Raw genomic sequence first — 25,067 nt, forward strand, 5'->3', positions numbered from 1 at the left:
GCCCGCGCGGGTAAAACCGCGAGGGCTTTGTTTTTGCGGATATCGCGTTCGTGCTCACGTTTGTGGGGGCGAGTTGGTCTTTGAAATGGTTCACTGGACGCGTTAAACGCAAACCTTTTGGGAATACGAGCGATATGGATCGTCAAAATATCCGCATCCGCCTGAAGGCCTTCGATCACCGCGTCCTGGATCATTCCACACGCGAGATCGTCAATACGGCCAAGCGCACGGGTGCTACCGTCCGGGGTCCGATCCCCTTGCCCACGCTGATCGAGCGTTTCACCGTCAACCGTTCGCCGCACGTCGACAAGAAGTCGCGCGAGCAGTTCGAAATCCGCACGCACAAGCGCGTGCTTGATATCGTCGATCCGACTCCGCAAACCGTGGACGCGCTCATGAAGCTCGACCTGTCGGCTGGTGTCGACGTCGAGATCAAGATCTAAGGGGCGCCCAGAGATGACCAACCGTACAGGTTTGATCGCTAAAAAACTCGGCATGACCCGCTTCTTCGATGAAGCCGGTGTCCATGTGCCGGTCACCGTTCTGTCGCTCGACGGCTGCCAGGTCGTGGCTCAGCGTACCAAGGACAAGGACGGCTATGTCGCCCTTCAGCTTGGCGCCGGTTCGCGCAAGGCCAAGAACGTTTCCAATCCCGAGCGTGTTCGTTTCGCCAAGGCTCAGGTTGAGCCCAAGGCCATCCTGACCGAGTTCCGCGTGTCGGAAGATGCTCTGATCGAAGTCGGTGCCGAGTTCACCGCCGATCACTTCGCTGTCGGCCAGAAGGTCGATATCCAGGGTACGACCATCGGTAAGGGTTTTGCTGGCGCCATGAAGCGCTGGAACTTCGGCGGTATGCGCGCCACCCACGGTGTGTCGGTATCGCACCGTGCCCACGGTTCGACGGGTAACCGTCAGGATCCGGGTCGTACCTTCCCCGGCAAGAAGATGGCCGGTCACTATGGTGTCGAAACCGTGACCACGCTGAACCTGGAAGTGGCTCGCATCGATGCCGAGCGCGGCCTGGTCTTCATCAAGGGCGCCGTTCCGGGCGCCGAAGGCTCCTACGTCAAGATCCGCGACGCTGTGAAGAAGGCTGCTCCGCAAGGTCTGCCGTTCCCCGGCGCGATTAAGACGGCCAACGCGGCTCCGGCCGCTGCTGAGGAAGCGCCTGCGCAAGAAGGGGCTGAATAATCATGAAACTCGACGTTATCAAGCTTGACGCCTCCAAGGCTGGCTCGGTGGATGTCTCCGATCTCGTGTTCGGGATCGAGGAAATCCGTTCGGACATCCTGTCGCGCGTCGTTAACTGGCAGTTGGCCAAGCGCCGCGCCGGTACGCACAAGGTGCAGACCCGCAACGAGAATTCTCGCACGGGTAAGAAGATGTACAAGCAAAAGGGCTCCGGCGGCGCTCGTCACGGTTCGCGCCGTGCCCCGCAATTCGTCGGCGGTTCGCGCGCCTTCGGTCCGGTTGTTCGCTCCCATGCGTTCGACCTGCCCAAGAAGGTCCGTGCCCTTGGCCTGCGTCACGCCTTGTCGTCCAAGATCAAGTCCGGCTCGCTGATCGTTCTCGATCAGGCTGTGGTCGAATCCCCGAAGACGCAATCGCTCAAGGCTTCCTTCGAGAAGCTGGGCCTGAAGAACGCCCTGTTCATCACCGGTCCGGAAGTCGATGCCAACTTCGCCCTCGCTTCGCGCAACATCCCGAACATCGACGTGCTGCCGTCGGCCGGCCTGAATGTCTACGACATCCTGCGCCGCCATACGCTGGTCCTGACGAAGTCCGCGGTTGAAGCCATCGAAGCCCGCTTCGCTGTGGAGGCCTAAGAGTTATGGCTGCTACCATTCGTAATTTCGACGTTCTTCTGTCGCCGCACATCACCGAAAAGGCCACCCTGCTTTCCGAGCAGAACAAGGTCGTTTTCAAGATCGCGCTCGACGCCTCGAAGGACGAAGTCGCTTCCGCCGTTGAAGCCATCTACAACGTCAAGGTTACCAAGGTGAACACCATTGTCACCAAGGGCAAGACCAAGCGTTTCAAGGGCATCAAGGGCCGTCGCAACGACATCAAAAAAGCCATCGTGACCCTGGCCGAAGGCCAGACGATCGACATCACAACCGGTCTGTAAGGGAAGGGCACAGCAAATGGCTTTGAAGCAATTTAATCCAACTTCGCCCGGCCGTCGCAGCCTGGTTCTGGTCGACAAGTCCGAGCTCTACAAGGGCAAGCCGCAAAAGGCTCTGACCGAAGGTCTGACCAAGTCGGGCGGCCGCGGTGCGCAAGGTCGCGTCGCTGTCCGTTTCCGTGGCGGCGGCGCCAAGCGCCTCTATCGCATCGTCGATTTCAAGCGTCGCAAGTTCGACGTGCCGGCGACGGTCGATCATCTGGAATACGATCCGAACCGCACCGCGTTTATCGCGCTGATCACCTATGCTGACGGCGAAAAGGCCTATATCCTGGCCCCGCAACGCCTGAAGGCTGGTGATACGGTCATCGCGTCCGAAAAGGTCGACGTGAAGCCGGGCAATGCTGCCCCGCTGCGCTCGCTGCCAATCGGCACGATCATCCACAACGTGGAACTGAAGCCCTTGAAGGGCGGCCAACTGGCCCGCTCCGCCGGCGCCTATGCCCAGCTCGTCGGCCGTGATGCCGGCTACGCCCAGATCCGTCTGGGTTCGGGCGAACTGCGCATGGTGCTCGATGGTTGCATGGCCACGGTTGGTGCGGTGTCGAACCGAGGACCACATGAACCAAAGCCTCGGCAAGGCCGGCCGCACCCGCCACATGGGCTTCCGTCCGCACGTTCGCGGCGTGGCCATGAACCCGGTCGACCACCCGCACGGTGGTGGTGAAGGCAAGACCTCCGGTGGCCGTAACCCTGTGACCCCGTGGGGCGTTCCCACCAAGGGCCGCAAGACTCGTACCAACAAGGCGACGGACAAGTACATCATCCGTTCGCGTCACGTTAAGAAGGCTCGCTAATTATGGCACGCTCCGTATGGAAAGGCCCCTTCGTCGACGGCCACCTTCTCAAGAAGGCGGAAGCTGCGGTGAGCAGCGGTCGTAAAGAGGTCATCAAGACCTGGTCGCGTCGTTCGACCATCATGCCGCAATTCGTGGGTATCACGTTCGGCGTTTATAACGGTCAGAAGCACGTTCCCGTGCTCGTGTCGGAAGACATGGTCGGTATGAAGTTCGGCGAGTTCTCGCCCACGCGCAACTTCCCCGGCCACGCCGCCGACAAGAAGGCGAAGAAGAGGTAAGTTATGTCCCAGACAAAGAATCCTCGTCGCGTCAACGCCAATGAAGCCCGCGTAAAGCTGGTGTCGGTCCGTATCAGCCCGCAAAAGCTGAACCTGGTCGCCGCCTCGATCCGCGGCCTCAAGGTGCAGCGCGCGCTCAACGAGCTGGAATTTTCGCGCAAGCGCATCGCCAAGGACGTCCGTAAGGCGCTCTATTCGGCGATCTCGAACGCGGAAAACAACCACAACCTCGACATCGACAACCTGATTGTTGCCGAATCCTACGTCGGCAAGGGCATTGTCATGAAGCGCTTCGCTTCGCGTGCCCGTGGCCGCTCGTCGCGCATCATGAAGCCGTTCTCGGAACTCACCATCGTGGTCCGTGAACTCGGCGCCGAATCTCAAGAGGCTGCATAATGGGTCAGAAAGCTAATCCGATCGGCTTGCGCCTCGGCGTCAACCGCACCTGGGACTCGCGCTGGTTCGCCGCGCGCCAGGAATACGCCAAGCTCCTTCATCAGGACCTGAAGATCCGTAAGGTTCTCAAGGAAAAGCTGAATGCCGCCGGCGTGTCGCGCATCATCATCGAGCGCCCGCACAAGAAGTGCCGCATCACCATCTATGCCGCCCGTCCGGGCGTCGTGATCGGTAAGAAGGGCCAGGATATCGACAAGCTGCGCAAGGACGTTTCCGTCCTGACCGAAGGCGAAGTCTTCCTGAACCTGGTCGAAGTCCGCAAGCCGGAAGTCGATGCGCAACTGGTCGCTGAATCCATCGCCCAGCAGCTCGAACGCCGCGTGGCCTTCCGCCGTGCCATGAAGCGCTCGATCCAGTCGGCCATGCGTCTCGGCGCCAAGGGCATCCGCATGAATCTGTCGGGTCGTCTCGGCGGTGCGGAAATCGCCCGTATGGAATGGTATCGTGAAGGCCGCGTGCCTTTGCATACCCTGCGTGCCGACATCGACATGGGTTTCGCCGAAGCTCTGACCACCTACGGTATCATTGGTATCAAGGTGTGGATCTTCAAGGGTGAAGTGCTTGAGCACGATCCGATGGCGCAAGACAAGCGCTGGGCAGCCGAAGCGGCCGGCCCGTCGTCGAACGAGCGTCCGGAACGTGGTGACCGTAACAACCGTGGCCCGCGCCGCGATCGCAACAATAAGGAGGCGTAACTCCAATGATGCTTCCCAAGCGTACAAAATACCGGAAGGCCTTCAAGGGCCGTATCCACGGTAACGCCAAGGGTGGTTACACACTGAACTTCGGTTCGTATGGTCTGAAGACCGTCGAACCGGAGCGTCTGACCGCTCGCCAGATCGAAGCCGCCCGCCGGGCCATCACGCGTCAAATGAAGCGTCAGGGCCGCGTGTGGATCCGTATCTTCCCCGACCTGCCCGTCACCGGCAAGCCTGCCGAAGTCCGTATGGGTAAGGGCAAGGGCGCTGTCGACCATTGGGCCGCCCGCGTGGCTCCTGGCCGCATCCTGTTTGAAATCGACGGCGTGCCGGACGACATCGCGCGTGAAGCGCTCCGTCTCGGCGCCGCCAAGCTGCCCGTATCCACCCGCGTCGTTACCCGTATCGACGCCGGCGTGGCCATGGCCGCGGAGTAGGACCTATGACCAAGATTGCCGATCTGCGGACCAAGACCGCCGACCAACTGCAGGAGCAGCTCCTGGACCTGAAGAAAGAGCAGTTCAACCTGCGCTTCCAGAAGGCCACGGGCCAGTTCGAAAAGACTCACCGCGTCAGCGAAATCCGCAAGGACATCGCCCGCATCAAGACCCTGCTGACGGCCCAGAAGGCCGGCGGCAAAGTCGCCTAAAGGAAAGAAGACCATGCCCAAGCGCATTCTTGAAGGTCTGGTTGTCTCCGATAAGGGCGACAAGACCGTGGTTGTGAAAGTGGAACGTACGGTTCTGCACCCCGTCCTGAAAAAGACGGTGCGCGTGTCCAAGCGTTATCATGCTCACGACGAAGCTAATGATTTCAAGGCCGGCGAAAAGATTCGTATTATCGAATGTGCGCCCAAGTCGAAGCTGAAAACGTGGGAAGTTCTCCCGCGCGAAGCCAACTAACTAGGAAAGTTTGAACCATGATTCAGATGCAAACTAACCTGGAAGTGGCCGATAATTCCGGCGCACGTCGGGTCATGTGCATCAAGGTGCTGGGCGGCTCGAAGCGCCGCTACGCCTCGGTGGGTGACCTGATCGTCGTCTCGGTGAAGGAAGCCATTCCTCGCGGCCGCGTTAAGAAGGGCGACGTTCTGCGCGCCATCGTCGTTCGCACCTCGAAGGACATCCAGCGCAAGGACGGTTCGGTGATCCGTTTCGACACCAACGCCGCCGTCATCGTCAACAAGTCGAGCGAGCCGATCGGCACGCGTATCTTCGGGCCTGTGCCGCGTGAACTGCGCGCCAAGAACCACATGAAGATCATCTCGCTGGCTCCGGAGGTTATTTAACTATGGCTGCCAAGATCAAGAAGGGCGACAGCGTCGTCGTCCTGACCGGCAAGGACAAGGGCCGCAAGGGCACCGTCGCCAAGGTCGTGACCAAGGATGGCCAGGCCGAGCGCGTTGTCGTCTCGGGCCTGAACATGGTCCAGCGCCACACCCGTCCGTCGCAGGGCAACCCGCAAGGCGGCATCATCAACAAGGAAGCGTCGATCCACGTTTCCAACGTGTCCCACGTCGATTCGAACGGCAAGCCGACCCGCGTCGGTTTCAAGATCGAGGGCGACAAGAAGGTCCGCGTTGCCAAGACGACGGGAGAAGTCATCAATGGCTAATGCTGAAAAGTACGTGCCGCGCGCCAAGAAGGTCTACCTCGAAACCATCCGGGATGCCCTGAAGGCCGAGTTCGGCTACACCAACGAAATGCAGGTCCCCAAGCTCGACAAGATCGTCGTGAACATGGGTATCGGTGAAGCGACCGCCGACTCCAAGAAGGTGAAGAGCGCCATCAAGGATCTGGAAGCGATCACCGGCCAGAAGGCCGCCGAAACGCGCGCCCGCAAGTCCATCGCCGGCTTCAAGCTGCGTGAAGGCATGGTGGTCGGCGCCAAGGTGACCCTGCGCAAGGATCGTATGTACGAATTCCTCGACCGCCTGATCACCATCGCCCTGCCGCGCGTGAAGGACTTCCGTGGTCTGAACGGCAACAGCTTCGACGGTCGTGGCAACTACGCCATGGGCCTGAAGGAACACATCGTGTTCCCGGAGATCAACTATGACCAGATCGATCAGATGTGGGGCATGGATATCGTTGTCTGCACCACGGCGCCGACTGACAAGGAAGCCAAGGCGCTTCTGAAGCACTTCCAATTCCCGTTCACGTCCTGAGGCGGGTAGAGAGATAACATGGCAAAGAAAAGCGCTGTAAATCGTAACGAGATGGTCAAGAAGCTGGTGGCTCAATATGCCGCCAAGCGCGAAGCCCTCAAGGCGACCGCTAATGACGAAAGCCTGCCCCTGGAAGAGCGCTTCGCTGCGCGTCTTGCCCTGGCCAAGCTGCCCCGTAACTCGAACGCGACCCGCATTCGCAACCGCTGCGAAGTCACCGGCCGTCCGCGTGCCTACTATCGCAAGCTCCACATGAGCCGGATCGCGCTCCGCAAGCTGGCCAATGAAGGCCAGATTCCGGGCATGACCAAGGCTAGCTGGTAAGGGAGGACCAAGAATATGTTCGTTAATGATCCTCTGAGCGATATGATCGCCCGCATCAAGAACGCCGCCATGCGCAAGCGTTCCAAGGTGCTCACCCCGGCCTCCAAGCTGCGTGCCCACGTACTCGACGTCCTGAAGGACGAAGGCTACATCCGCGGCTACGAAGTCCTGGAAGTTCCGGGTGAATTCCCGCAGTTCGAAATCGAACTGAAGTATTTCGACGGCGCGCCGGTCATCGCGGAAATCTCCCGCGTGTCCAAGCCGGGCCGTCGTGTCTATTCGTCGATCAAGGACCTGAAGCCGGTAAAGAACGGCCTGGGTATCTCGATCCTGTCGACGCCGAAGGGCGTCATGTCTGACAACAACGCCCGCGAAAATAACGTGGGTGGTGAAGTTCTCTGCCGCGTTTACTAAGGTAAAAGCGGCTGAGGACACTTAAGGCATTAGAAGGTTTTAAAATGTCCCGGATTGGTAAAAAAGCCATCACAGTCCCGGCCGGCGTGACCATCACGCTGAACGGGCAAGACATTTCGGTGAAGGGCCCCAAGGGCGTCCAGAACTGGACTGTTGTTGAAGAAATCGAAGTCAAGCAGGAAGGCGCCAGCCTCTCCGTCGCGCCGCGCGGTGAAACTGCCCGTCACAAGGCGATGTGGGGCCTGTCCCGCACGCTGATCGCCAATATGGTGAAGGGCGTGACCGAAGGCTTCGAGCAAACGCTTGAAATGGTCGGCGTCGGTTACCGCGCTGCCATGCAAGGCCAGAAGCTGGAGCTGTCGCTCGGTTTCTCGCACCCGGTCGTCATCGATCCGCCCGCCGGCATCACCTTTTCGGTGCCGAAGCAGACGGAAGTGAAGATCGCCGGCATCGACAAGCAACTGGTCGGTGAACTGGCTGCCAAGATCCGCAAGATTCGTCCCCCTGAGCCTTATAAGGGCAAGGGCGTCAAATATGCCGGCGAAAAGGTTCGCCGCAAGGAAGGCAAGAAGAAGTAAGTCATGGCTCTGTCTCCTCGTGAACAATTGGCTCGTCGCGCGCAACGTAATCGCACGCGCCTGAAGTCGCTCTCCAACGGCCGCCCGCGTCTGTCGGTCTTCCGTTCGGACAAGAACATCTACGCCCAGGTCATTGATGACCAGAGCGGCGTGACCATCGTGGCTGCGTCGTCGCTGGAAGGCGGCAAGAAGCAGGGCTCGAATGCTGCCGCCGCTTCGGAAGTCGGCAAGCTGGTCGCACAACGCGCAATCGAAAAGGGCGTCAAGGACGTCGTCTTTGATCGCGGTGGCTACATCTATCACGGTCGGGTGAAGGCGCTGGCGGAAGCCGCGCGTGAAGCCGGTCTTAACTTCTAAGGGAATCGTTCATGGCCCGTCCTAGCGAAAACCGCTCCCGCGACCGCAACGAAGAACCTTCGGAATTCGTTGAAAAGCTGGTTGCTATCAACCGCGTCGCCGCCACCGTCAAGGGTGGCCGCCGCTTCTCGTTTGCTGCCCTGATGGTCGTTGGCGACCAAAAGGGTCGCGTCGGCTACGGCCATGGCAAGGCACGCGAAGTGCCGGAAGCCATCCGCAAGGCGACCGAAGAAGCCAAGAAGTCCCTGATCCGCGTTCCCCTGCGCGAATCCCGCACCCTGCACCACGACGGTTACGGCCGTTGGGGCGCCGGCAAGATCCAGATGCGCGCGGCCCCTCCGGGCACCGGCGTCATCGCGGGCGGTCCGATGCGTGCGGTTCTCGAAACCCTGGGCATCTCGGACGTCGTTGCCAAGAGCCTGGGTTCCTCGAACCCCTACAACATGGTGCGCGCCACGTTTGAAGCGCTGAAGGTGCAGTCTTCGCCCCGTCAGATCGCCTCGAAGCGCGGCAAGAAGGTCGGCGATCTTCTGAAGTCGCGTGCCGATGGCGCTTCGTCGCCTGAATCTTTGGAGGGTTAATCCATGGCCAAGGCACCGACCAAGACCGAAGCTAAGACCGTCACGGTCAAGCAAACCGGCTCTCCGATCCGCCGCACCAAGGACCAGCGCGCTACGCTTGCCGGTCTGGGCCTGAACAAGATGGGCCGTGTCTCCGTTCTGGAAGATACCCCCTCGGTTCGCGGCATGATCGCCAAGGTCCACCACATGGTGACCATCGTCGAATAAGACAACAGGCCCGCGAATTCAGGTTCGCGGGCTTGCTTATTTTTGAAGCGTGCTGTAACAGGCGCGCTTCGTGTTTTTTGCCGCCAGGCAGAAGACGCAGAATTTTTAGCCGAGTTGGCCGCCAATTTACGTTTTTGGGACCAGCGCACCTGTCATTGAAAGGCATTACAAATGACCAAGTTGAACGAACTCCACGACAATCCCGGCTCGACCAAGGGCCGTATGCGCGTTGGCCGCGGCCCCGGTTCGGGCAAGGGCAAGACCTCCGGTCGCGGTGTCAAGGGCCAGAAGTCCCGTACCGGCGTCTCGCTGCTGGGCTTCGAAGGCGGCCAGATGCCGCTGTACATGCGTATGCCGAAGCGTGGTTTCAACAATCCCTTCGCCCTCAAGCTGGCCGAAGTCAATCTGTGGCGCCTGCAGGACGCCGTCGACGCCGGCAAGCTGGATGCCAAGGCCGATATCGATGCCGCAGCCCTGATCGCGGCCGGCGTCATCCGTCGTGAACTCGACGGCGTGCGCCTCCTCGGTGAAGGTGAACTGAAGGCCAAGCTCAACCTGAAGGTCTGGTCGGCTTCGGCCGGCGCCATCAAGGCTGTCGAAGCCGCCGGCGGTTCTGTTGCCCAGGCGCGCATCGAAAACGAAGCCAAGCTGGCCGCCCGCCTTGAAAAGATCGCCGCTGCCAAGGCCGCCCGCAGGGGCTAAGCCGCAAGCCGGTATCATGCGCATTTGACGTTTCAATATGCGTACCCCATATGGGTTGGATTGGGTGAGGGCGTGGTCTGCGAATCGCGTATAAACCCAGTCTGCCCTTTGGGGATGATCACAGGGGCGCTGGCGCCCGCGCGAATTTGAGGACCTTATGGCTTCTGCTGCTGAACAACTTGCCGCCAATATGAATTTCGGTGCCTTTTCCAAGGCGACCGATCTTCACAAGCGTCTGCTTTTTACGCTTGGCGCCCTGATCGTTTACCGTCTCGGCACCTATGTGCCGTTGCCGGGCATCAACATGGCCGAATTCACCAGGGCCTTCTCCGGCCAGTCGAATGGCATTTTCGGCATGATGAACATGTTCGCCGGCGGCGCCGTGCAGCGCATGGCCGTGTTCGCGCTGAACTTGATGCCCTACATTTCCGCCTCGATCATCATCCAGTTGATGGGCTCCGTCTATGCGCCGTGGGAAAAGCTGCGCAAGGAAGGCGGGGAGGCTGGCCGTAAGCAACTCAACCAGTACACCCGTTATCTGACGGTGGTCCTGGCCCTGATCCAGTCCTTCGGCATTTCGGCGGCCATGCAGTCCTCCGGCCTGGTTCTGCAGCCGGGTATCTTCTTTATCATTTCCTCTATGGCCACCCTGACCGGCGGTACCCTGTTCCTGATGTGGCTGGGTGAGCAGATCACCTCGCGCGGTATCGGCAACGGCTCGTCGATGATCATCTTCGCGGGTATCGTGGCGGTGCTGCCGTCAACCGTCGGGCGCCTTCTCTCCATGGGCTCGACTGGCGATATCAATCCCGCCATGCTTATCCTCATCATGGCCGTTCTGGTGGCGACCATCGTTTTCATCGTCTTCATGGAACGCTCGCAGCGCCGACTGCTGGTGCAGTATCCCAAGCGCCAGGTAGGCAACCGCATTATGGGTGGTGAGTCGTCCTTTATGCCGCTGAAGGTCAATACGGCCGGTGTCATTCCGCCGATCTTTGCTTCGTCGCTCCTGCTGATGCCGACCTCGATCCTGACATTCGTGGGCCAGAACCCGGACAAGATCCCGAGCTGGCTGCAATGGCTGCCCTCGATCAGCACGCAACTGACACACGGCCACCCGGTCTTCATGATCCTTTACGCGATCATGATCATCTTCTTCACCTTCCTCTATACCTCCCTGGTCTTCAATCCGGACGAGACGGCGGAAAACCTGCGCAAGTATGGCGGTTTCCTGCCTGGCATCCGTCCGGGCAAGCGCACCGCGGAATATCTCGATTTCGTCCTGACCCGTATCACGGTGCTTGGCGCGGCCTACATCACCATCGTCTGTCTGTTGCCGGAACTGCTGATCGCCCAGATGGGCAACAGCTTCTACTTTGGCGGCACCTCGATCCTGATCGTCGTGACCGTGACTATGGATACGGTGGCGCAGATTCAGTCGCACCTGCTGGCCCACCAGTATGACGGCCTGATCAAGAAATCGAAGATGAAGACCGGCAGCAAGGGCGCTGCGACCAGCACCCGTGGAAGGATCGGCCGATGAATATCATCCTGTTTGGACCCCCAGCGGCGGGCAAGGGTACACAGGCAAAGCGTCTGGTCACGACACGGGGCATGGTGCAGCTCTCGACGGGCGACATGCTGCGGGCGGCCATCAAGGCCGAAAGCGAACTGGGCCTTAAGGTCAAGGACATTCTGGCCACTGGCGGCCTGGTCTCGGATGAGATCGTCATCGATCTGATCAAGGAAAATCTCCCGGCGGCGGAAGCGGCCGGTGGCGCCATCTTCGACGGTTTCCCGCGCACCGTAGCGCAAGCGGAAGCGCTCGACGCCATGTTGGGCGAGCGCGGCGCGAAGATCGACAAGGTGGTCCGTCTGAAGGTGGACGAGGCGGCCTTAGTAACGCGTATCGAAAAGCGCTTTGCCGAAGAAGGGCGCTCGGACGACAACCCCGAAGCCTACAAGGTGCGCCTGGCGGCCTATAACGCCCAGACCGCGCCGTTGCTGCCTTACTATGCGGCGCAGGGCAAGCTTTTTGAGGTTGATGGCATGGGCGCGGTGGAGGACGTCGCCGCCCATATCGACAGCGCGCTGGCATAAAGAATCTGTCGGCAGTCCGAAAGGTCGCCGGCGAGGGCGGAAGCCCGAAAATATCGGATGCGAAGCGCCCTTGGGCGCCGATCATCTCAAGAGAGTAAAAAAAGTATGACCAAAGCAGTTTGGACTTGCTTTTTTTAAAACTAAACCATTGACGGAAGCCAAAACCCTTCTATAAGGGCAACTTCCGCGAAATCACGCGTATGGACCACGGCTGAAGGTCAAATCTTAGCCGTGTGGCATACGTGTCATCTTTCGTTTTAAGAAATGCGTCCCGATAGCATGGGGGCGCGTTGCAGGAGATACCTCAAGTGGCCCGTATCGCAGGCGTCAATATACCGACCAACAAGCGCGTCGTCATCGCGCTCCAATATATCCATGGCATCGGCGCGCATAACGCCGAGGAAATCGTCAAGAAGGTCGGCATCGAAGATAGCCGCCGCGTCAACCAGCTTTCGGATGCCGAAGTGCTGCAAATCCGCGAAACCATCGACCGCGATTACACGGTCGAAGGCGACCTGCGCCGTGAAGTCTCGATGAACATCAAGCGCCTGATGGACCTGGCCTGCTATCGCGGCCTGCGTCATCGTAAGGGCCTTCCTGTGCGCGGTCAGCGTACGCACACCAATGCGCGCACGCGCAAAGGCCCGGCGAAGCCTATCGCCGGCAAGAAGAAGTAAGGATAGCTGACCCATGGCTAAAGAACCTTCACGCGTTAAAAAGCGCGAACGCAAGAACATCACCTCGGGTGTGGCTCACGTCAACGCCTCGTTCAACAACACCATGATCACGATCACCGACGCGCAGGGCAATGCTGTGTCGTGGTCGTCGGCCGGTGCCATGGGCTTCAAGGGTTCGCGCAAGTCGACCCCTTACGCCGCCCAGGTCGCTGCCGAAGACGCTGGCAAGAAGGCCATCGAGCACGGTGTCAAGACGCTGGAAGTCAGCGTCGCTGGTCCGGGCTCCGGTCGTGAATCGGCTCTGCGCGCCCTGCAGGCCGTCGGTTTCACCATCACCACCATCCGTGATGTGACCCCGATCCCGCATAACGGCTGTCGTCCGCCGAAGCGTCGTCGCGTTTAATTTTATTTTCCCTATTTTTTCAGTCGCTCTGCCTGATCCGGCAGGGCGACCTTTCCTGTCTTGAGGGACGTAAATGATCGAAAGAAACTGGCAACAGCTTATTCGTCCCGAGAAGCCACAAGTCGAAGCGGGTTCCGACCCTTCGCGCAAGATGCGTCTTGTCGCGGAGCCTTTGGAGCGCGGTTTCGGCGTGACCCTCGGTAACGCGCTGCGTCGCGTACTCCTCTCCTCGCTGCAAGGCGCGGCTGTCACCTCCGTCCAGATCGACGGCGTGGTGCACGAATTTTCCTCCATCGAAGGCGTCCGTGAAGACGTCGTAGACATTATCCTGAACATCAAGCAACTGGCGCTGCGCATGCACGCCGAAGGTCCGAAGCGCATGGTTCTGCGTGCCTCGGGTGCCGGTCCGGTGACGGCCGGCCAGATCGATGTTCCGGCTGATATCGAAGTCCTCAACCCCGACCACGTGATCTGCACGCTGGACGAGGGCGCTTCGGTGCGCATGGAATTCACCATCCAGAACGGCAAGGGTTATGTCCCGGCCGACCGTCTGCGTCCGGAAGACGCGCCGATCGGCCTGATCGCCGTCGACGCCCTCTATTCGCCGGTCAAGAAGGTGGCTTACAAGGTCGAGCCGACCCGTCAGGGCCAGTCGCTCGATTACGACAAGCTGATCCTCGAAGTCGAAACCAATGCCGCTGTCACGCCGGTTGACGCTGTCGCTTTCGCGGCGCGCATTCTGCAGGATCAGCTTCAGATCTTCATCACCTTCGAAGAGCCGAAGGCCCCGGTCGTTGAAGAAGGCAAGCCTGAGCTGCCGTTCAATCCGGCCCTGCTCAAGAAGGTCGACGAACTGGAACTGAGCGTCCGTTCGGCGAACTGCCTGAAGAACGACAACATCGTCTACATCGGCGACCTGATCCTTAAGACGGAATCCGAGATGCTGCGCACGCCGAACTTCGGCCGCAAGTCGCTTAACGAAATCAAGGAAGTCCGGCTTCCATGAACCTTTCGCTGGGCATGGATATCCCGAACTGGCCGCCGGAAAACGTCGAAGACCTGGCCAAGAAGTTCGAAGACCAGATCTAGAATTTCTGATATGCTTTTAGTGAGCCCGGATGAGCGATCATCCGGGCTTCCTATTTATAGGAACTGTTTTTTCGGTTCCGACTTGCCGCGAAAGACCAAAACCTTGTCGTGGCAATTTCCATTCTTCGGGATGGACGTCTGAAACGGGCAGGGGCCGTCGGCCTCTTGACCTTTGTTTTCGGGCTCGTTTTTGGAAGATCGGTCACGCCGCGCGCTGTCCGGTCTTTTGGAGAATTTATCATGCGTCACGGCTCCGGCTATCGCAAACTCGGTCGCACCACCTCGCACCGTATCGCCATGTTCGCCAACATGGCTGCCTCGCTCATCAAGCACGAGCAGATCGTCACCACCCTGCCGAAGGCCAAGGAACTGCGTCCCTTCGTGGAAAAGCTGGTCACACTCGCCAAGTCGGGCACCCTGCACGACCGTCGTATCGCCATTTCGCGCGTGCGTGACGTTGCCCAGGTTGGCAAGCTGTTCGACGTGATCGGCAAGCGCTATGCTGACCGTAACGGCGGCTATATCCGCATCATGAAGGCCGGTTTCCGCCACGGCGACAACGCGCCTATGGCCATCATCGAATTCGTTGATCGTGACGAAGCCGCCAAGGGCCTGGATTCCGGCCCGGTGTTTGAAGTCGCCAGCGACGAAGAATAGGATAAGGTTTAATAGCCAATCCAAAAGCCGCCAGGTCCATCCTGGCGGCTTCTTTAATGTTTTAGTGACATTGGTTAACGAAAGTGTGATCAGATGGTGAGAACCGTTATTTCGCAATTGCGTAATTCTTCGCTAACGTAACAATGCAGACAAGGCCCTGTGTGCCCTGTCTGCATTCCATCGCATTGCCAGGAGGGTTACCATGATTGACGATTTTGCCATCGCCGACCCCGCCGAAGAGACGCTCGACCTGTCCACCGACATGAACCTCAGTCCGTCGGAAGACAGTGAAGACACCCCTGCGGCTGTTTTCTGTGCCCCCATGTTGGACCGTATCCGCACCAGCGACTGATATAACAGGTTTATATTTAAAGAAGCCCCCGGTTCCGGCCGGGGGCTTCTTTTTTGTGTCATGCGCGCTGGCTAGGATGCTGGGTCTGATAAGGAGTGCGTCATGTGGAAATCGGGTTTGCGTATATTGGCCGCTGCGGCCTTTCTAGGGTTGGCGTCATGCAGTCACCTGGAAACACCGCCGCCCGCTACCGCCGTCAGTCAGGCGGAGCCGCAGCTTATCCTGATTTCGATCGATGGCTTCCGTGCCGACTATCTGAAGGAGGGGATCACGCCCAATCTTCAGGCCCTGGCCGATGGTGGCGCTTCGGCGGCCATGCGGCCCTCTTTCCCCAGCCTGACTTTCCCCAATCACTACACACTGGTCACCGGGCTGCGCCCCGATCACCACGGTATTGTCAACAACACCATGCGCGATCCGCAAAAGCCCGGCGTCACCTTCAAGCTCTCGAACAAGGAGGCGGTGGCCGATGAATTCTGGTGGGACGACGCCAAGCCGCTGTGGGTGACCGCGCAGGCGCAAGGGATCAAGGTGGCCACCCTGTTCTGGCCGGGGTCGGAGGCTGTCAATCATGGTGTGCGCCCTGCCTACTGGCTGCCCTATAATGAAGCGATGCCGGACGCTGATCGCGTGAAGCAGGTGCTGGACTGGATCGACCTGCCGGCCGCCGAGCGACCGGGCGCCATCACGCTCTACTATTCACAGGTCGATCACCAGGGGCATGAGTTCGGCCCCGGCAGTCCGGAGGTCGATGCAACCCTGCGTGAGATCGATTCCTCGATAGGGCAACTGGTTGATGGTCTGAAAGCGCGGGGTCTTTTCGGTAAGGTCAACATTATTATTGTAGCCGATCACGGGATGGCGAAGCACAAACCGGAGCGATTTATCCGTCTGGCTGATCTGTTGCCCCCGGACAGCTATGATCTGGTGACCGGTGGCCAGGTGGCGGGATTGTACGCGAAACCGGGCCATGAGGCCGAGGTCGATCAGGCGCTGATCGAAACAAAGCACGACCATATGCAATGCTGGCACAAGGCGAAGATCCCGGCGCGCTTCCATTATGGTCATCATCGGCGGGTGCCGGAAATCACCTGCCTGGCGGCGGTCGGCGGCTTTATTGTCGGCCCCTCAAAGGATAACTGGATGCCGAAGCCGGGAGGGGGGAGTCACGGTTATGATCCGTCAGCGCCGGAAATGCAGGCTTTGTTTATTGCCAATGGCCCGGCCATCCGTCCGGGGGTGAAACTTGCGCCTTTCGATAATGTCGATGTCTATTCGCTGGAAACGAAGCTGCTGGGTATCAGGGGCGAGCGGAACGACGGCAATCTGCGCGCACTGAAGCCGGCCTTATACTGACAGAAACCGGCGACAGGTCTTGTAACTGGCGGAACGCGGTCATTTCGCGTAATGACAAGCCCTAACCAGAAAGACCGAACATGCCGGAAACGCCCCCCGCCAAAAAAGCCGCCGCTGCCTTTATCCTGGTGACGGTCTTCCTCGACATGCTGTCGATCGGCGTGATCATTCCGGTCCTGCCCAACCTGATCAAGAGCTTCCTCGGCGGCTCGGTATCGGAAGCGGGTCTGTGGACCGGCATTTTCGGCGCGGCCTGGGGCCTGGCGCAGTTCTTGTTCACCCCCATACAGGGCGGCCTGTCCGACGCCATCGGTCGGCGACCGGTCGTGCTGGCGTCGAATTTCGGCACGGGTGTCGATTTCCTGTTCATGGCTTTGGCGCCGGGCTTGTGGTGGCTGCTGATCGGCCGCATTATCTCCGGCATGACCTCGGCCAGCATCTCTACGGCCTATGCCTATATGAGCGATGTCACGGCGCCGGAAAAGCGCGCCGGCGTCTATGGCCTGATGGGCGCGGCCTTCGGCGTCGGGTTCGTGGTCGGGCCAAGCCTGGGCGGTGTGCTGGGCGGCGGTTTGCACTGGGGAATAATCCAGTTCAATGGCGATCACCATTATCCTTTCTATTTTGCCGCCTTCCTTAGCCTGTGCAATTTCCTCTATGGCCTGTTCGTGCTGCCGGAATCCCTGCCGCCGGAGAAGCGCAAGCCCTTCAGCTTCCATACGGCCAATCCGCTCGGCGCGATCAGGTTCCTGGCGCGTTCGGCGCAGGTCATGCGCCTGTCGCTGATGTACTTCCTGCTGATGTTCGGCCAGAGCGTCTTCCCGACGACCATGGTGCTCTATGCCGGTTATCGCTTCGGCTGGGGACCGACCGAGGTCGGGCTGATGCTGGCCGTGGTCGGCATCCTGTCGGCTATCGTGCAGGGCGGCTTGACCGGCGTGATCACCAAGCGGATTGGCGAACGCAAGGCCATGTACATTGGCATCGTGGCGTCGTTAATTGCCTATACCGCCTATGGGCTGGCGCCGAACTGGCAGATCTTTGTTGGCTTTATCATCATCGGCTGTTTCGGCGGACTGGCCATGCCCAATATCCAGTCGCTGATGAGCAGCAAGGTCGATCCGAAGGAGCAGGGCACATTGCAGGGCTCGAACATGAGCCTGACCACCATGGGCAATATCGTGGCGCCGCTGATCTTCGGCTATGTTCTGTCCACGGTAACCCGGCCCGGTGTCGCGGTTATCTATAGCGGCGCGGCCTTCCTGGTGGCGGCGGTCTGTACCCTGCTGTGCCTGTGGCTGGCCACCGGCGTCAGGCAGTCCCTGGCCGTGGAAAAAGCTTATGGCGGCGAACCTCAGATTGACGGCTAATTGGCGCTGTCAGCCTTGATACTGCCGCAATGATTTTTACATTCAAGGCTATCCGGATCATTGAAGGAGCCTGAAATGAAACTGCACGAACCGTTTGCCCTCGCCACCGTCATCATGCTGGCGGCTTGCTCGCCGGGCCATAGCCAGGACGGGCAAAAGTATTCCGGCAGTTTTAATGAGGCCCTGACCCAGCCGTCTAAGGTGCCGGACAGCGCCATTGGCATGAAGGCGTCGTTTGCACCCGTGGTCCGCACCGTGGCGCCGGCTGTGGTCAATGTCTATGCCCGCGGCGTAGTGCGCCAGCAGGTCGATCCGTTCTGGCAGATGTTCGGTGCCGTGCCGCGCCAGCAGGTGCAGCAGTCGCTTGGCTCCGGCGTCATCGTGCGCAAGGACGGTATCGTCGTCACCAATAACCACGTCGTCGCCGGCGGCCAGCAGTTCATGGTGGTGCTGAATGATCGCCGCGAATATCCTGCCAAGCTGTTGCTGGCCGACGAACGCACCGATCTGGCCGTGTTGCAGATTGATTCCAAGGAAAGCTTCCCGACGCTCGAAATGGACGATGACCGCAATCTGGAGGTCGGCGACCTGGTTCTGGCCATCGGCAATCCGTTCGGTATCGGCCAGACCGTGACCAATGGCATTATTTCGGCGCTGAACCGTACCGAGGTCGGTCCCGGCGGCGGCTCATACATCCAGACCGACGCCGCCATCAATCCGGGCAATTCCGGCGGCGCCCTGGTGGATATGAATGGCCGCCTGATCGGCATCAATTCGATGATTGTGTCCGGTTCCGGTTCCTCGGCCGGTGTCGGTTTTGCCATTCCGTCAGCCCTGGTGCGCCGCGTGGTCGAAAGCGCGGCCGGTGGCGCCACGCATCTCCAGCGCCCGTGGCTCGGTGCCAAGGGCGATACCGTTACCAGTGATATCGCCAAATCGCTCGGCATGGACCGTCCCGAAGGCGTCCTGGTGTCTGATATCTATGCCGGCGGACCGGCCGATCAGGCGGGCCTGAAAACCGGTGATGTCATCCTCAGCATCGACGGACAGCCGGTCAATGACGCTTCTTCCATGCGCTACCGTATTGATCTTTTGACCGTTGGCCAGATGACCGAGGTGCAGGGGCTGCGCAATGGCAAGCCCTTTACGATCAAGGTGAAAGCGCAGCCGCCTTCGGCGACGCCGGCACGCGATGAACGCGTCATTGCCGGCAATAATCCCTTCGCCGGCGCCAAGGTCGTCAATCTCTCTCCCGCCGTGGCCGAGGAGGTGGGCGCTGATCCCTTCGATGCGCCCAAGGGGGTGATGGTCTATTCCATCGATTCCTCGCGCAGCTATGCGGCGGGAATCGGCCTGCGTCCGGGCGATATCATCAAATCGGTCAATGGCAAAGTGATCAATACCACCGCTGATCTTGATGCCGCCACCAAGGCCGGCGCGCGCCGCTGGCAGATCAGCATCATGCGCAACGGCCAGATGATTACGGCGACGTTTAGTTAAATCAGCCTGCGCGTGATAGCTGAGCAGGTCGCGCCACCTGATCCATGGCAAAGCGGCATATGCGATCCGCAAGAGAGTCCCAGCCCTCGGATTGCAAGCGGAGCACATGGGTTGCTGCAATGAATTCCAGTTGAGTGCTGGCTGACAACGGATAAATCAAAGCTGTCGATCTGTTTCCGTATTCGTCCTGATCGCCTTGAAGGATCAAGGTGGGTACTTTCAGGCGTGCCAGGTGATCGACCCTGTCAGGCTCATGCGCCTTTTTCGGGATGGTGAAAAGGATAGCCCAGGCAGACTATGCCGGCCATCGGCGCATTACCCGCCGACTCGGCGGCGAGACGTGTCATGACCCGTCCGCCGGAAGAGCGTCCTATGACGATCAGATTCTGCGTGGGAATGGAGTTCAGAATGCAACGGAGAAAAGCGATGCGCGGCGCCAAGCCCAGCGGCGGAACGCCATCGGCGAATTGTTCAATCAGATTGCTGTAGGTCAGGTGACGGCCGGGCAAGCGCTGACATAAGGCTGTCTCAATATACTGATCGTCAGGGTAACGATCTCCTGACATGAAAAGAAAAGTTACATGGGATAGCTGCGATCTGACTGACATGACTCATTACCATCTGGCCTTATCCGGTGGTCGGCCTGTTCATAACTGTGAAGTGGTAATATGACCAAGGTCTTAATACAGCCGTATCTTTCGCAACTGCTTTACAGCCTGCGATTCCCTGCCAATAATGCCGCCTTAATTTTTGGGAGGCGTATAATGTTGAAGGTATCTGGTTTGGCCCTGGCCACTGCCTTGATGGCGGGCGGCGCGATGGCGCAGGAGCAAGCCTTGCCAATGCCGGCGCCGGATACGCCTGCCTTGCCTGCGCCGCAGGATGTCGATTATCCCGGCACGATCAAGCTGCATGTCGATGCCACCGATCTCGATCGCCATATCATCACTGTCCATGAGGTTATCCCGGTTTCCGGTGCCGGACCGCTGGTCTTGCTGCAACCGAAATGGCTGCCGGGCACCCATTCCGCCGGCGACAGCGACATCACCAAGCTGGCCGGTCTGCATATCACGGCGGGCGGAAAAGAGCTGAAGTGGCACCGCGATGATGTGGCGACCAATGGCTTCCGTGTCGAGGTGCCAGCGGGCGTCACCGAAGTGGTGGCGGATTTCCAGTTCCTCTCACCCGTGCAAGAGCGCGACGGCCTGATCGTCCACACACGCAATATGATGGACATGCAGTGGGAGAACGAGAGCCTTTATCCCGCAGGCTTCTTCACCCGCCGCATTCCAGTCGAGGTGGCGCTTACCCTGCCTCAGGGCTGGAACTACGGCTCGGCCCTGGAAGAGGCCAGGCGTGAGGGCGATGTCGTCACCTTCAAACCGATCTCCTATGACAATCTGATCGACTCGCCGTTGCTGGCCGGGCGTTATTTCAAGCGCTATGACCTCGATCCGGGTTCTAAAGTACCGGTCTTCCTCGATATCGCTGCCGATGATCCGGCTGATCTGGAGGTGCCGGAACAGGCCCTGACCATCCAGAAGAATGTGGTGCAGGAAGCCTACAAGCTCTTCGGCGGCCAGCACTATGATCACTACGATATCCTGCTGGCCATTACCTCAGAGATGGGTGGAATCGGCCTGGAGCATCATCGCTCGTCGGAAAACGCCGTCGAGCCGGGCTATCTGCGTAATGTGGTCGGCAAGGGCTTTGGCCGCTTCATTCCGCCGCACGAATATACCCATAGCTGGGACGGCAAGTTCCGCCGTCCGGCCGGGCAGTTCACGCCGACCTTTCAGGAGCCGATGCGCGATGAACTGCTCTGGGTCTATGAAGGCGGCACGACCTACTGGGGCGAACTGCTGGAAAGCCGCGCCGGCCTCTACAATTTCGACCAGCGTTTGCAGATGATGGCGGTGACCATGGCGAGCTACGATCTGCTGCCGGCGCGGGAATGGCGCGATTTGCAGGACACCACCTATGATCCGATCATCTCCAACCGCGAGCCGAAGTCCTGGCCTTCCTGGCAGCGCTCCGAGGACTATTATGCCGAGGGCGGGCTGATCTGGCTCGATGCCGATACCCTGATCCGCGAGAAGACCGGGGGCAGGAAGTCGCTCGACGATTTTGCCAAAGCCTTCTTCAATGTCCATAACGGTTCGTACCTGCCGGCGCCCTATACATTCGATGATGTAGTGGCGGGCCTGAATTCTGTTTATCCTTACGATTGGGCGACCTTCCTGAAAACGCGTCTGGAGCGCACAGGTAAAGGGGCGCCGCTCGATGGTCTGACCCGTGGCGGTTACAAGCTGGTCTACGACGATACGCCGTCCGATTACATCAAGAGCAATGAGAGCAAGCGTGGCGCCAATTTCGGCTACAGCCTGGGCCTGACCATCGGCAAGGATGGCAGTATCCGCGATGTGTTGTGGGACGGCCTGGGTTTCAAAAGCGGTCTGACGGCGGGCATGAAAGTCATCGCCGTCAATGATCGTGCTTATGACAGTGATCGCCTGAAGGATCTGGTGATCGCCGCGCACAAGCCAGGCAATACCGACAAGATCAATCTGCTGGTGCAGGATGGGCAGTATTTCAAAACCATCACCTTCGATTACCACGAGGGCCTGCGCTATCCGCATCAGGAGCGCATAGCGGGTACGACCGACTGGCTGAAACCCATCTACGGGGCTGAGGATAAGCCGGCGAAAAAGGGGAAATAACTGGCATGAAAGGTTAATGCGCGTTAACCTCTTGGGGCGGAGAATCGTGTCTCCGCGCCGGAGGCGAGCGTGTATTTCACAGGTGCAGGACAGGTTGAAACGCAGGCCAGCGCCTATTGGCGCCAGCGCGTGCAGGCGATTGAGCCTGTGGCCAGCCAGGCCAGGCGTAATGCCCCTTCCCGATCGCGGACGGAGCGGGAAGGGGGGCATGGACCCGCGCTCTACGTCACGCTTTCACCTTTGGGGGAGGCGCAGCTTGATAATCTGAGGCGGGAACTGGCCGCGCAACGGGCGAATCGTTAATTTTACCTTCCCACGCCGGGAAGGATGTTCTATATTTGTTTCATGTCGAAAGCGCCTATTGCCGATCTGTTCGGCGCCCCCGAACCGTTGCTGAAAAGCGCCCTTCCGCAGGTCGATGAGGCCGCAAAGCCGTTGGCCGATCGTCTGCGCCCCAAAACCCTTGCCGAGGTGGTGGGACAGGATCATGTGCTGGGTAGCGGCGGGGCTATCGCACGCGTGATCGAGCGCGGTTTCCTGCCGAGCCTGATCCTGTGGGGACCGCCGGGCGTCGGCAAGACGACCATTGCGCGCCTGCTGGCCGAGGCCGCAGGCTATGAATTTCAGCAGATATCCGCTGTCTTTTCAGGCGTGGCCGATCTGAAGAAGGCGTTCGAGCAGGCGCAGTTCCGCCATAGCCAAGGCGCGCGCACGGTTCTGTTTGTCGATGAAATCCATCGTTTCAACCGTGCCCAGCAGGACAGCTTCCTGCCATATGTCGAGGCCGGTGTCGTCACCCTGATCGGCGCCACCACCGAAAACCCGTCGTTTGAACTGAATGGCGCGCTTCTGTCGCGCTGCCAGGTGTTTGTATTGAAACGGCTGGATGACGCGGCGCTCGATCAGCTTATGGTTCGCGCCGAAGAACACCTGGGGCACTGCCTGCCGCTGACACCGGAAGCCCGTGATACGCTGAAACTGCTGAGCGATGGCGACGGGCGTTATATCCTGAGCCTGATCGAGTCGCTCGACCATATGGGCTTCGATGCACCGATCGATAGCGAAGGCTTGCTGGCGCATCTGCAAAAGCGCCGGCCGAACCATGACAAGGACCGGGAAGGGCACTACAACCTCATTTCCGCCCTGCATAAGTCGGTACGCGGGTCCGACCCTGACGCTGCGCTCTACTGGCTGGCGCGGATGCTCAATGGTGGCGACGATCCTCTGTTTATCGCCCGCCGCATGATCCGCATGGCGTCGGAAGATATCGGCAATGCCGACCCGATGTCCTTGCTGATGTGCCATGCGGCCCGCGATACCTATGAAGTGCTGGGCTCGCCGGAAGGCGAACTGGCCCTGGCGCAGGCCGTGGTCCATATGGCGTCGGCGCCCAAATCCAACAGCGTTTATACCGCCTTCAAATCGGCGGTGAAGCTGGCCAAGGAAACCGGCCATCTTGATCCGCCGGCGGTCATTCTCAATGCGCCGACCAAGCTGATGAAGGATATCGGCTATGGCGCCGGTTATATCTACGATCCGGACGATCCCGATGGCTTCTCCGGCCAGAACTATTTCCCGGATGGCATGAAGCGCCCGAAATTCTACGATCCCAAGGGCGATGGCCACGAAGGCAAGACAAAACAACGGCTTGAGTATCTCAGCGAATTGAGGCACCAAAAGCAGAAGCGGTAATTTCATACGAGGGGGAATTAATATGGGTTCGTTTTCAATCTGGCACATTCTGATTCTTTTTATTGTTCTGGCCTTTATTCCAGGCATTGTGCTGGCTGTACTGTTATTTGTGATAAGACCGAGCGGTGCCAATCGTTTCGGCGCGCCGGCGCCGGCCAGAAATTTCGGGGAAGCCATTACGGTTTGCCTGAGCAAATTCGTCGATTTCAATGGACGGGGCAGCCGCTCTGAATTCTGGTGGTTCTATCTCGCTAGTTTTTTGTGCAGTCTGCTTGTTTCGATATTCGCGCGCCCAATTATCGGTGGCATGGCTCATATTGTTCCGCTTTTACTCCTGTTGCCGGGTCTGGCCGCTGGCGCGCGCCGCCTGCACGATACGAACCGCAGCGCATTGTGGCTCCTGCTTAATCTGACGGGTATTGGCGGATTGGCCTTGTTGATCGTGTTCGCTCTGCCTCCAGAGGGTGACGAGCGGGTTAAGGCATTCGAATAGGCTTTGACCTGCCTCGTCCATCCCGCTAGGCATTGCCCTTAATGTCCAAGCATTCCCCTCATCATCAAAAAGCGCTTGAAAGTGGTCGCATCCGTCCGCCACAGAAGAGCAAGAGCGATAATCCACGCAAGGCGCCACGCCTGATTCCGGAAGCCGATCAGGCGTGGGTGAAGTCGATAATCGTCTATGAGGACGCCGACATCATGGGCTTCAACAAGCCTTCCGGTCTGTCCTCGCAGGGCGGACGTGGCGGCGGTAATAATCTCGACGACATGATGTGGACCTTCGTCAAGCCAAGCGGCCGGCGACCCATGCTGATCCATCGCCTGGACCGCGACACCTCCGGTATATTGCTGGTGGCCAAGACCCAGCCGGCGACCTCATACCTCGGCAAGGCGATGATCCGCCGCGCCTTCGCCAAGACCTATCTGGCAGTGGTCGGCAATCCGCATAATCTGCCGGACGCGGGTGTCATGAACTTCCCGTTGCGGCGCGAGGAAATCGGCCGCGAAGCCTATAGCCGTGTCTGCGCCGCGGATCATCCGGACGCGCAGAGCGCCGAGACGGCCTTTACCGTGCTGGCGCGCACCGACGAAGCCGCCCTGGTGCGCTGCGAGCCGCATACCGGCCGGATGCACCAGATCCGCGTTCATCTGGCGGAAATGGGATCGCCGATCGCCGGAGATATCCGCTATGGCGGCGCGCTCTCGCTGGGTGGTGTGGCCGTGCCGCGCCTGATGCTGCACGCTTTGCGCCTGACCTTTCCGCATCCCGACGGGCGTGGCGCGTTCACGCTGGAAGCGCCCCTGCCGGATGATATAGTCGCTTTGTGCCGCGAAATAGACCTGGCGTTACCGGAAGGCGCCTGAGCCCTTTTTACTTTTCGGCTGTCCTGTCATGGTATAAGGGCA

34 protein-coding genes and 2 pseudogenes are annotated in these 25,067 nt (G+C 59.6%); 35 read left to right on the plus strand and 1 reads right to left on the minus strand.

The genetic code is table 11. The annotated features are described in order from the left end of the window. Positions 1–134: 134 nt before the first annotated feature. From rpsJ to NVV72_13120, 31 genes and pseudogenes are all read left to right on the plus strand, one after another. Positions 135–443 (plus strand): 30S ribosomal protein S10, encoded by a 309-nt coding sequence (gene rpsJ / locus NVV72_12970; GenBank protein ID MCR6660198.1) that lies wholly within the window; start codon positions 135–137, stop codon positions 441–443. A 13-nt stretch (positions 444–456) separates the two neighbouring features. Beyond that, a complete protein-coding gene (rplC, locus tag NVV72_12975) occupies positions 457–1,191 on the plus strand; it encodes a 50S ribosomal protein L3 (GenBank protein MCR6660199.1) in 735 nt (244 codons plus the stop codon). 2 nt (positions 1,192–1,193) lie between these two features. Beyond that, positions 1,194–1,826, plus strand: a complete 633-nt coding sequence (gene rplD, locus NVV72_12980; GenBank protein ID MCR6660200.1) for a 50S ribosomal protein L4 — start codon at positions 1,194–1,196, stop codon at positions 1,824–1,826. Positions 1,827–1,831: 5 nt separating this feature from the next. After that, complete coding sequence (locus tag NVV72_12985; protein MCR6660201.1) at positions 1,832–2,128, plus strand: 50S ribosomal protein L23; 297 nt, start codon at positions 1,832–1,834, stop codon at positions 2,126–2,128. A gap of 16 nt (positions 2,129–2,144) precedes the next feature. Then, positions 2,145–2,982, plus strand: a pseudogene (gene rplB, locus NVV72_12990) (50S ribosomal protein L2). Positions 2,983–2,984: 2 nt separating this feature from the next. Continuing rightward, on the plus strand, positions 2,985–3,263 hold the full coding sequence (rpsS, locus tag NVV72_12995; GenBank protein MCR6660202.1) for a 30S ribosomal protein S19: 279 nt from the start codon (positions 2,985–2,987) through the stop codon (positions 3,261–3,263). Positions 3,264–3,266: 3 nt separating this feature from the next. Continuing rightward, positions 3,267–3,659 carry a 50S ribosomal protein L22 gene (gene rplV, locus NVV72_13000; GenBank protein MCR6660203.1) on the plus strand — a complete coding sequence of 131 codons (393 nt, stop codon included), beginning with the start codon at positions 3,267–3,269 and terminating at the stop codon, positions 3,657–3,659. Further along, a complete protein-coding gene (rpsC, locus tag NVV72_13005) occupies positions 3,659–4,414 on the plus strand; it encodes a 30S ribosomal protein S3 (GenBank protein ID MCR6660204.1) in 756 nt (251 codons plus the stop codon). The genes rplV and rpsC overlap by 1 nt, the downstream gene beginning before the upstream one ends. A 5-nt stretch (positions 4,415–4,419) precedes the next feature. Further along, positions 4,420–4,854 (plus strand): 50S ribosomal protein L16, encoded by a 435-nt coding sequence (gene rplP / locus NVV72_13010; protein ID MCR6660205.1) that lies wholly within the window; start codon positions 4,420–4,422, stop codon positions 4,852–4,854. Between the two features lie 5 nt (positions 4,855–4,859). Next, complete coding sequence (gene rpmC / locus NVV72_13015; GenBank protein MCR6660206.1) at positions 4,860–5,066, plus strand: 50S ribosomal protein L29; 207 nt, start codon at positions 4,860–4,862, stop codon at positions 5,064–5,066. A gap of 13 nt (positions 5,067–5,079) precedes the next feature. Further along, positions 5,080–5,319, plus strand: coding sequence for a 30S ribosomal protein S17 (gene rpsQ / locus NVV72_13020; GenBank protein MCR6660207.1), 240 nt, complete (start codon positions 5,080–5,082; stop codon positions 5,317–5,319). A gap of 17 nt (positions 5,320–5,336) precedes the next feature. Next, entirely contained in the window at positions 5,337–5,705 is a 369-nt protein-coding gene (gene rplN / locus NVV72_13025) for a 50S ribosomal protein L14 (protein ID MCR6660208.1), read from the plus strand. A gap of 2 nt (positions 5,706–5,707) precedes the next feature. After that, positions 5,708–6,031 carry a 50S ribosomal protein L24 gene (gene rplX / locus NVV72_13030; GenBank protein ID MCR6660209.1) on the plus strand — a complete coding sequence of 108 codons (324 nt, stop codon included), beginning with the start codon at positions 5,708–5,710 and terminating at the stop codon, positions 6,029–6,031. After that, on the plus strand, positions 6,024–6,584 hold the full coding sequence (rplE, locus tag NVV72_13035) for a 50S ribosomal protein L5 (GenBank protein MCR6660210.1): 561 nt from the start codon (positions 6,024–6,026) through the stop codon (positions 6,582–6,584). Before rplX ends, rplE begins: the two co-directional genes overlap by 8 nt. Before the next feature lie 18 nt (positions 6,585–6,602). After that, positions 6,603–6,908, plus strand: a complete 306-nt coding sequence (gene rpsN / locus NVV72_13040) for a 30S ribosomal protein S14 (GenBank protein ID MCR6660211.1) — start codon at positions 6,603–6,605, stop codon at positions 6,906–6,908. A gap of 15 nt (positions 6,909–6,923) precedes the next feature. Next, entirely contained in the window at positions 6,924–7,322 is a 399-nt protein-coding gene (gene rpsH, locus NVV72_13045; protein ID MCR6660212.1) for a 30S ribosomal protein S8, read from the plus strand. Positions 7,323–7,366: 44 nt separating this feature from the next. Continuing rightward, a complete protein-coding gene (rplF, locus tag NVV72_13050) occupies positions 7,367–7,900 on the plus strand; it encodes a 50S ribosomal protein L6 (GenBank protein MCR6660213.1) in 534 nt (177 codons plus the stop codon). Positions 7,901–7,903: 3 nt separating this feature from the next. Then, positions 7,904–8,257 carry a 50S ribosomal protein L18 gene (rplR, locus tag NVV72_13055; GenBank protein MCR6660214.1) on the plus strand — a complete coding sequence of 118 codons (354 nt, stop codon included), beginning with the start codon at positions 7,904–7,906 and terminating at the stop codon, positions 8,255–8,257. 11 nt (positions 8,258–8,268) lie between these two features. After that, positions 8,269–8,838, plus strand: coding sequence for a 30S ribosomal protein S5 (rpsE, locus tag NVV72_13060; GenBank protein ID MCR6660215.1), 570 nt, complete (start codon positions 8,269–8,271; stop codon positions 8,836–8,838). A gap of 3 nt (positions 8,839–8,841) precedes the next feature. After that, on the plus strand, positions 8,842–9,045 hold the full coding sequence (gene rpmD / locus NVV72_13065) for a 50S ribosomal protein L30 (protein ID MCR6660216.1): 204 nt from the start codon (positions 8,842–8,844) through the stop codon (positions 9,043–9,045). Between the two features lie 171 nt (positions 9,046–9,216). After that, entirely contained in the window at positions 9,217–9,747 is a 531-nt protein-coding gene (gene rplO, locus NVV72_13070; GenBank protein ID MCR6660217.1) for a 50S ribosomal protein L15, read from the plus strand. A gap of 157 nt (positions 9,748–9,904) precedes the next feature. Next, a complete protein-coding gene (gene secY, locus NVV72_13075) occupies positions 9,905–11,290 on the plus strand; it encodes a preprotein translocase subunit SecY (protein ID MCR6660218.1) in 1,386 nt (461 codons plus the stop codon). Next, complete coding sequence (locus NVV72_13080; protein MCR6660219.1) at positions 11,287–11,847, plus strand: adenylate kinase; 561 nt, start codon at positions 11,287–11,289, stop codon at positions 11,845–11,847. The genes secY and NVV72_13080 overlap by 4 nt, the downstream gene beginning before the upstream one ends. 308 nt (positions 11,848–12,155) lie before the next feature. Further along, the gene (gene rpsM / locus NVV72_13085; GenBank protein MCR6660220.1) at positions 12,156–12,524 is read left to right on the plus strand and encodes a 30S ribosomal protein S13; all 369 of its coding nucleotides are present in this window, start codon (positions 12,156–12,158) and stop codon (positions 12,522–12,524) included. A 13-nt stretch (positions 12,525–12,537) separates the two neighbouring features. Beyond that, a complete protein-coding gene (gene rpsK / locus NVV72_13090; protein ID MCR6660221.1) occupies positions 12,538–12,927 on the plus strand; it encodes a 30S ribosomal protein S11 in 390 nt (129 codons plus the stop codon). Between the two features lie 73 nt (positions 12,928–13,000). Further along, positions 13,001–14,016 (plus strand): annotated as a pseudogene (locus tag NVV72_13095) (DNA-directed RNA polymerase subunit alpha). Positions 14,017–14,256: 240 nt separating this feature from the next. Next, positions 14,257–14,673, plus strand: coding sequence for a 50S ribosomal protein L17 (rplQ, locus tag NVV72_13100; GenBank protein MCR6660222.1), 417 nt, complete (start codon positions 14,257–14,259; stop codon positions 14,671–14,673). 202 nt (positions 14,674–14,875) lie between these two features. Then, positions 14,876–15,025, plus strand: a complete 150-nt coding sequence (locus NVV72_13105; protein MCR6660223.1) for a hypothetical protein — start codon at positions 14,876–14,878, stop codon at positions 15,023–15,025. 102 nt (positions 15,026–15,127) lie between these two features. Further along, positions 15,128–16,381, plus strand: coding sequence for an ectonucleotide pyrophosphatase/phosphodiesterase (locus NVV72_13110; GenBank protein ID MCR6660224.1), 1,254 nt, complete (start codon positions 15,128–15,130; stop codon positions 16,379–16,381). Between the two features lie 80 nt (positions 16,382–16,461). Then, on the plus strand, positions 16,462–17,751 hold the full coding sequence (locus tag NVV72_13115) for a TCR/Tet family MFS transporter (GenBank protein MCR6660225.1): 1,290 nt from the start codon (positions 16,462–16,464) through the stop codon (positions 17,749–17,751). A 75-nt stretch (positions 17,752–17,826) separates the two neighbouring features. Continuing rightward, positions 17,827–19,251 carry a Do family serine endopeptidase gene (locus tag NVV72_13120; GenBank protein ID MCR6660226.1) on the plus strand — a complete coding sequence of 475 codons (1,425 nt, stop codon included), beginning with the start codon at positions 17,827–17,829 and terminating at the stop codon, positions 19,249–19,251. Between the two features lie 251 nt (positions 19,252–19,502). Here the strand turns inward: NVV72_13120 and NVV72_13125 are convergent, their stop codons facing one another. Continuing rightward, a complete protein-coding gene (locus NVV72_13125; GenBank protein ID MCR6660227.1) occupies positions 19,503–19,859 on the minus strand; it encodes a hypothetical protein in 357 nt (118 codons plus the stop codon). Positions 19,860–20,015: 156 nt separating this feature from the next. Here NVV72_13125 and NVV72_13130 point away from each other — a divergent pair, with 156 nt between their 5' ends. The 4 genes from NVV72_13130 to NVV72_13145 all read left to right on the plus strand — a co-directional run bounded on the left by NVV72_13130 (position 20,016) and on the right by NVV72_13145 (position 25,025). Further along, complete coding sequence (locus tag NVV72_13130) at positions 20,016–21,971, plus strand: peptidase M61 (protein MCR6660228.1); 1,956 nt, start codon at positions 20,016–20,018, stop codon at positions 21,969–21,971. 345 nt (positions 21,972–22,316) lie between these two features. After that, a complete protein-coding gene (locus NVV72_13135; GenBank protein MCR6660229.1) occupies positions 22,317–23,663 on the plus strand; it encodes a replication-associated recombination protein A in 1,347 nt (448 codons plus the stop codon). Positions 23,664–23,685: 22 nt separating this feature from the next. After that, positions 23,686–24,156 carry a DUF805 domain-containing protein gene (locus NVV72_13140; protein MCR6660230.1) on the plus strand — a complete coding sequence of 157 codons (471 nt, stop codon included), beginning with the start codon at positions 23,686–23,688 and terminating at the stop codon, positions 24,154–24,156. 41 nt (positions 24,157–24,197) lie between these two features. Then, complete coding sequence (locus NVV72_13145; protein ID MCR6660231.1) at positions 24,198–25,025, plus strand: RluA family pseudouridine synthase; 828 nt, start codon at positions 24,198–24,200, stop codon at positions 25,023–25,025. Positions 25,026–25,067: the final 42 nt, after the last annotated feature.

The organism is Asticcacaulis sp., from assembly GCA_024707255.1.
Classification (GTDB): Bacteria; Pseudomonadota; Alphaproteobacteria; order Caulobacterales; family Caulobacteraceae; genus Asticcacaulis.

Coding starts and splice junctions, on each gene's coding strand:
- rpsJ (MCR6660198.1), top strand. CDS start 135: ATGGATCGTCAAAATATCCGCATCCGCCTGAAGGCCTTCGATCACCGC.
- rplC (MCR6660199.1), top strand. CDS start 457: ATGACCAACCGTACAGGTTTGATCGCTAAAAAACTCGGCATGACCCGC.
- rplD (MCR6660200.1), top strand. CDS start 1,194: ATGAAACTCGACGTTATCAAGCTTGACGCCTCCAAGGCTGGCTCGGTG.
- NVV72_12985 (MCR6660201.1), top strand. CDS start 1,832: ATGGCTGCTACCATTCGTAATTTCGACGTTCTTCTGTCGCCGCACATC.
- rpsS (MCR6660202.1), top strand. CDS start 2,985: ATGGCACGCTCCGTATGGAAAGGCCCCTTCGTCGACGGCCACCTTCTC.
- rplV (MCR6660203.1), top strand. CDS start 3,267: ATGTCCCAGACAAAGAATCCTCGTCGCGTCAACGCCAATGAAGCCCGC.
- rpsC (MCR6660204.1), top strand. CDS start 3,659: ATGGGTCAGAAAGCTAATCCGATCGGCTTGCGCCTCGGCGTCAACCGC.
- rplP (MCR6660205.1), top strand. CDS start 4,420: ATGATGCTTCCCAAGCGTACAAAATACCGGAAGGCCTTCAAGGGCCGT.
- rpmC (MCR6660206.1), top strand. CDS start 4,860: ATGACCAAGATTGCCGATCTGCGGACCAAGACCGCCGACCAACTGCAG.
- rpsQ (MCR6660207.1), top strand. CDS start 5,080: ATGCCCAAGCGCATTCTTGAAGGTCTGGTTGTCTCCGATAAGGGCGAC.
- rplN (MCR6660208.1), top strand. CDS start 5,337: ATGATTCAGATGCAAACTAACCTGGAAGTGGCCGATAATTCCGGCGCA.
- rplX (MCR6660209.1), top strand. CDS start 5,708: ATGGCTGCCAAGATCAAGAAGGGCGACAGCGTCGTCGTCCTGACCGGC.
- rplE (MCR6660210.1), top strand. CDS start 6,024: ATGGCTAATGCTGAAAAGTACGTGCCGCGCGCCAAGAAGGTCTACCTC.
- rpsN (MCR6660211.1), top strand. CDS start 6,603: ATGGCAAAGAAAAGCGCTGTAAATCGTAACGAGATGGTCAAGAAGCTG.
- rpsH (MCR6660212.1), top strand. CDS start 6,924: ATGTTCGTTAATGATCCTCTGAGCGATATGATCGCCCGCATCAAGAAC.
- rplF (MCR6660213.1), top strand. CDS start 7,367: ATGTCCCGGATTGGTAAAAAAGCCATCACAGTCCCGGCCGGCGTGACC.
- rplR (MCR6660214.1), top strand. CDS start 7,904: ATGGCTCTGTCTCCTCGTGAACAATTGGCTCGTCGCGCGCAACGTAAT.
- rpsE (MCR6660215.1), top strand. CDS start 8,269: ATGGCCCGTCCTAGCGAAAACCGCTCCCGCGACCGCAACGAAGAACCT.
- rpmD (MCR6660216.1), top strand. CDS start 8,842: ATGGCCAAGGCACCGACCAAGACCGAAGCTAAGACCGTCACGGTCAAG.
- rplO (MCR6660217.1), top strand. CDS start 9,217: ATGACCAAGTTGAACGAACTCCACGACAATCCCGGCTCGACCAAGGGC.
- secY (MCR6660218.1), top strand. CDS start 9,905: ATGGCTTCTGCTGCTGAACAACTTGCCGCCAATATGAATTTCGGTGCC.
- NVV72_13080 (MCR6660219.1), top strand. CDS start 11,287: ATGAATATCATCCTGTTTGGACCCCCAGCGGCGGGCAAGGGTACACAG.
- rpsK (MCR6660221.1), top strand. CDS start 12,538: ATGGCTAAAGAACCTTCACGCGTTAAAAAGCGCGAACGCAAGAACATC.
- rplQ (MCR6660222.1), top strand. CDS start 14,257: ATGCGTCACGGCTCCGGCTATCGCAAACTCGGTCGCACCACCTCGCAC.
- NVV72_13105 (MCR6660223.1), top strand. CDS start 14,876: ATGATTGACGATTTTGCCATCGCCGACCCCGCCGAAGAGACGCTCGAC.
- NVV72_13110 (MCR6660224.1), top strand. CDS start 15,128: ATGTGGAAATCGGGTTTGCGTATATTGGCCGCTGCGGCCTTTCTAGGG.
- NVV72_13115 (MCR6660225.1), top strand. CDS start 16,462: ATGCCGGAAACGCCCCCCGCCAAAAAAGCCGCCGCTGCCTTTATCCTG.
- NVV72_13120 (MCR6660226.1), top strand. CDS start 17,827: ATGAAACTGCACGAACCGTTTGCCCTCGCCACCGTCATCATGCTGGCG.
- NVV72_13125 (MCR6660227.1), bottom strand. CDS start 19,859: ATGTCAGTCAGATCGCAGCTATCCCATGTAACTTTTCTTTTCATGTCA.
- NVV72_13130 (MCR6660228.1), top strand. CDS start 20,016: ATGTTGAAGGTATCTGGTTTGGCCCTGGCCACTGCCTTGATGGCGGGC.
- NVV72_13135 (MCR6660229.1), top strand. CDS start 22,317: ATGTCGAAAGCGCCTATTGCCGATCTGTTCGGCGCCCCCGAACCGTTG.
- NVV72_13140 (MCR6660230.1), top strand. CDS start 23,686: ATGGGTTCGTTTTCAATCTGGCACATTCTGATTCTTTTTATTGTTCTG.
- NVV72_13145 (MCR6660231.1), top strand. CDS start 24,198: ATGTCCAAGCATTCCCCTCATCATCAAAAAGCGCTTGAAAGTGGTCGC.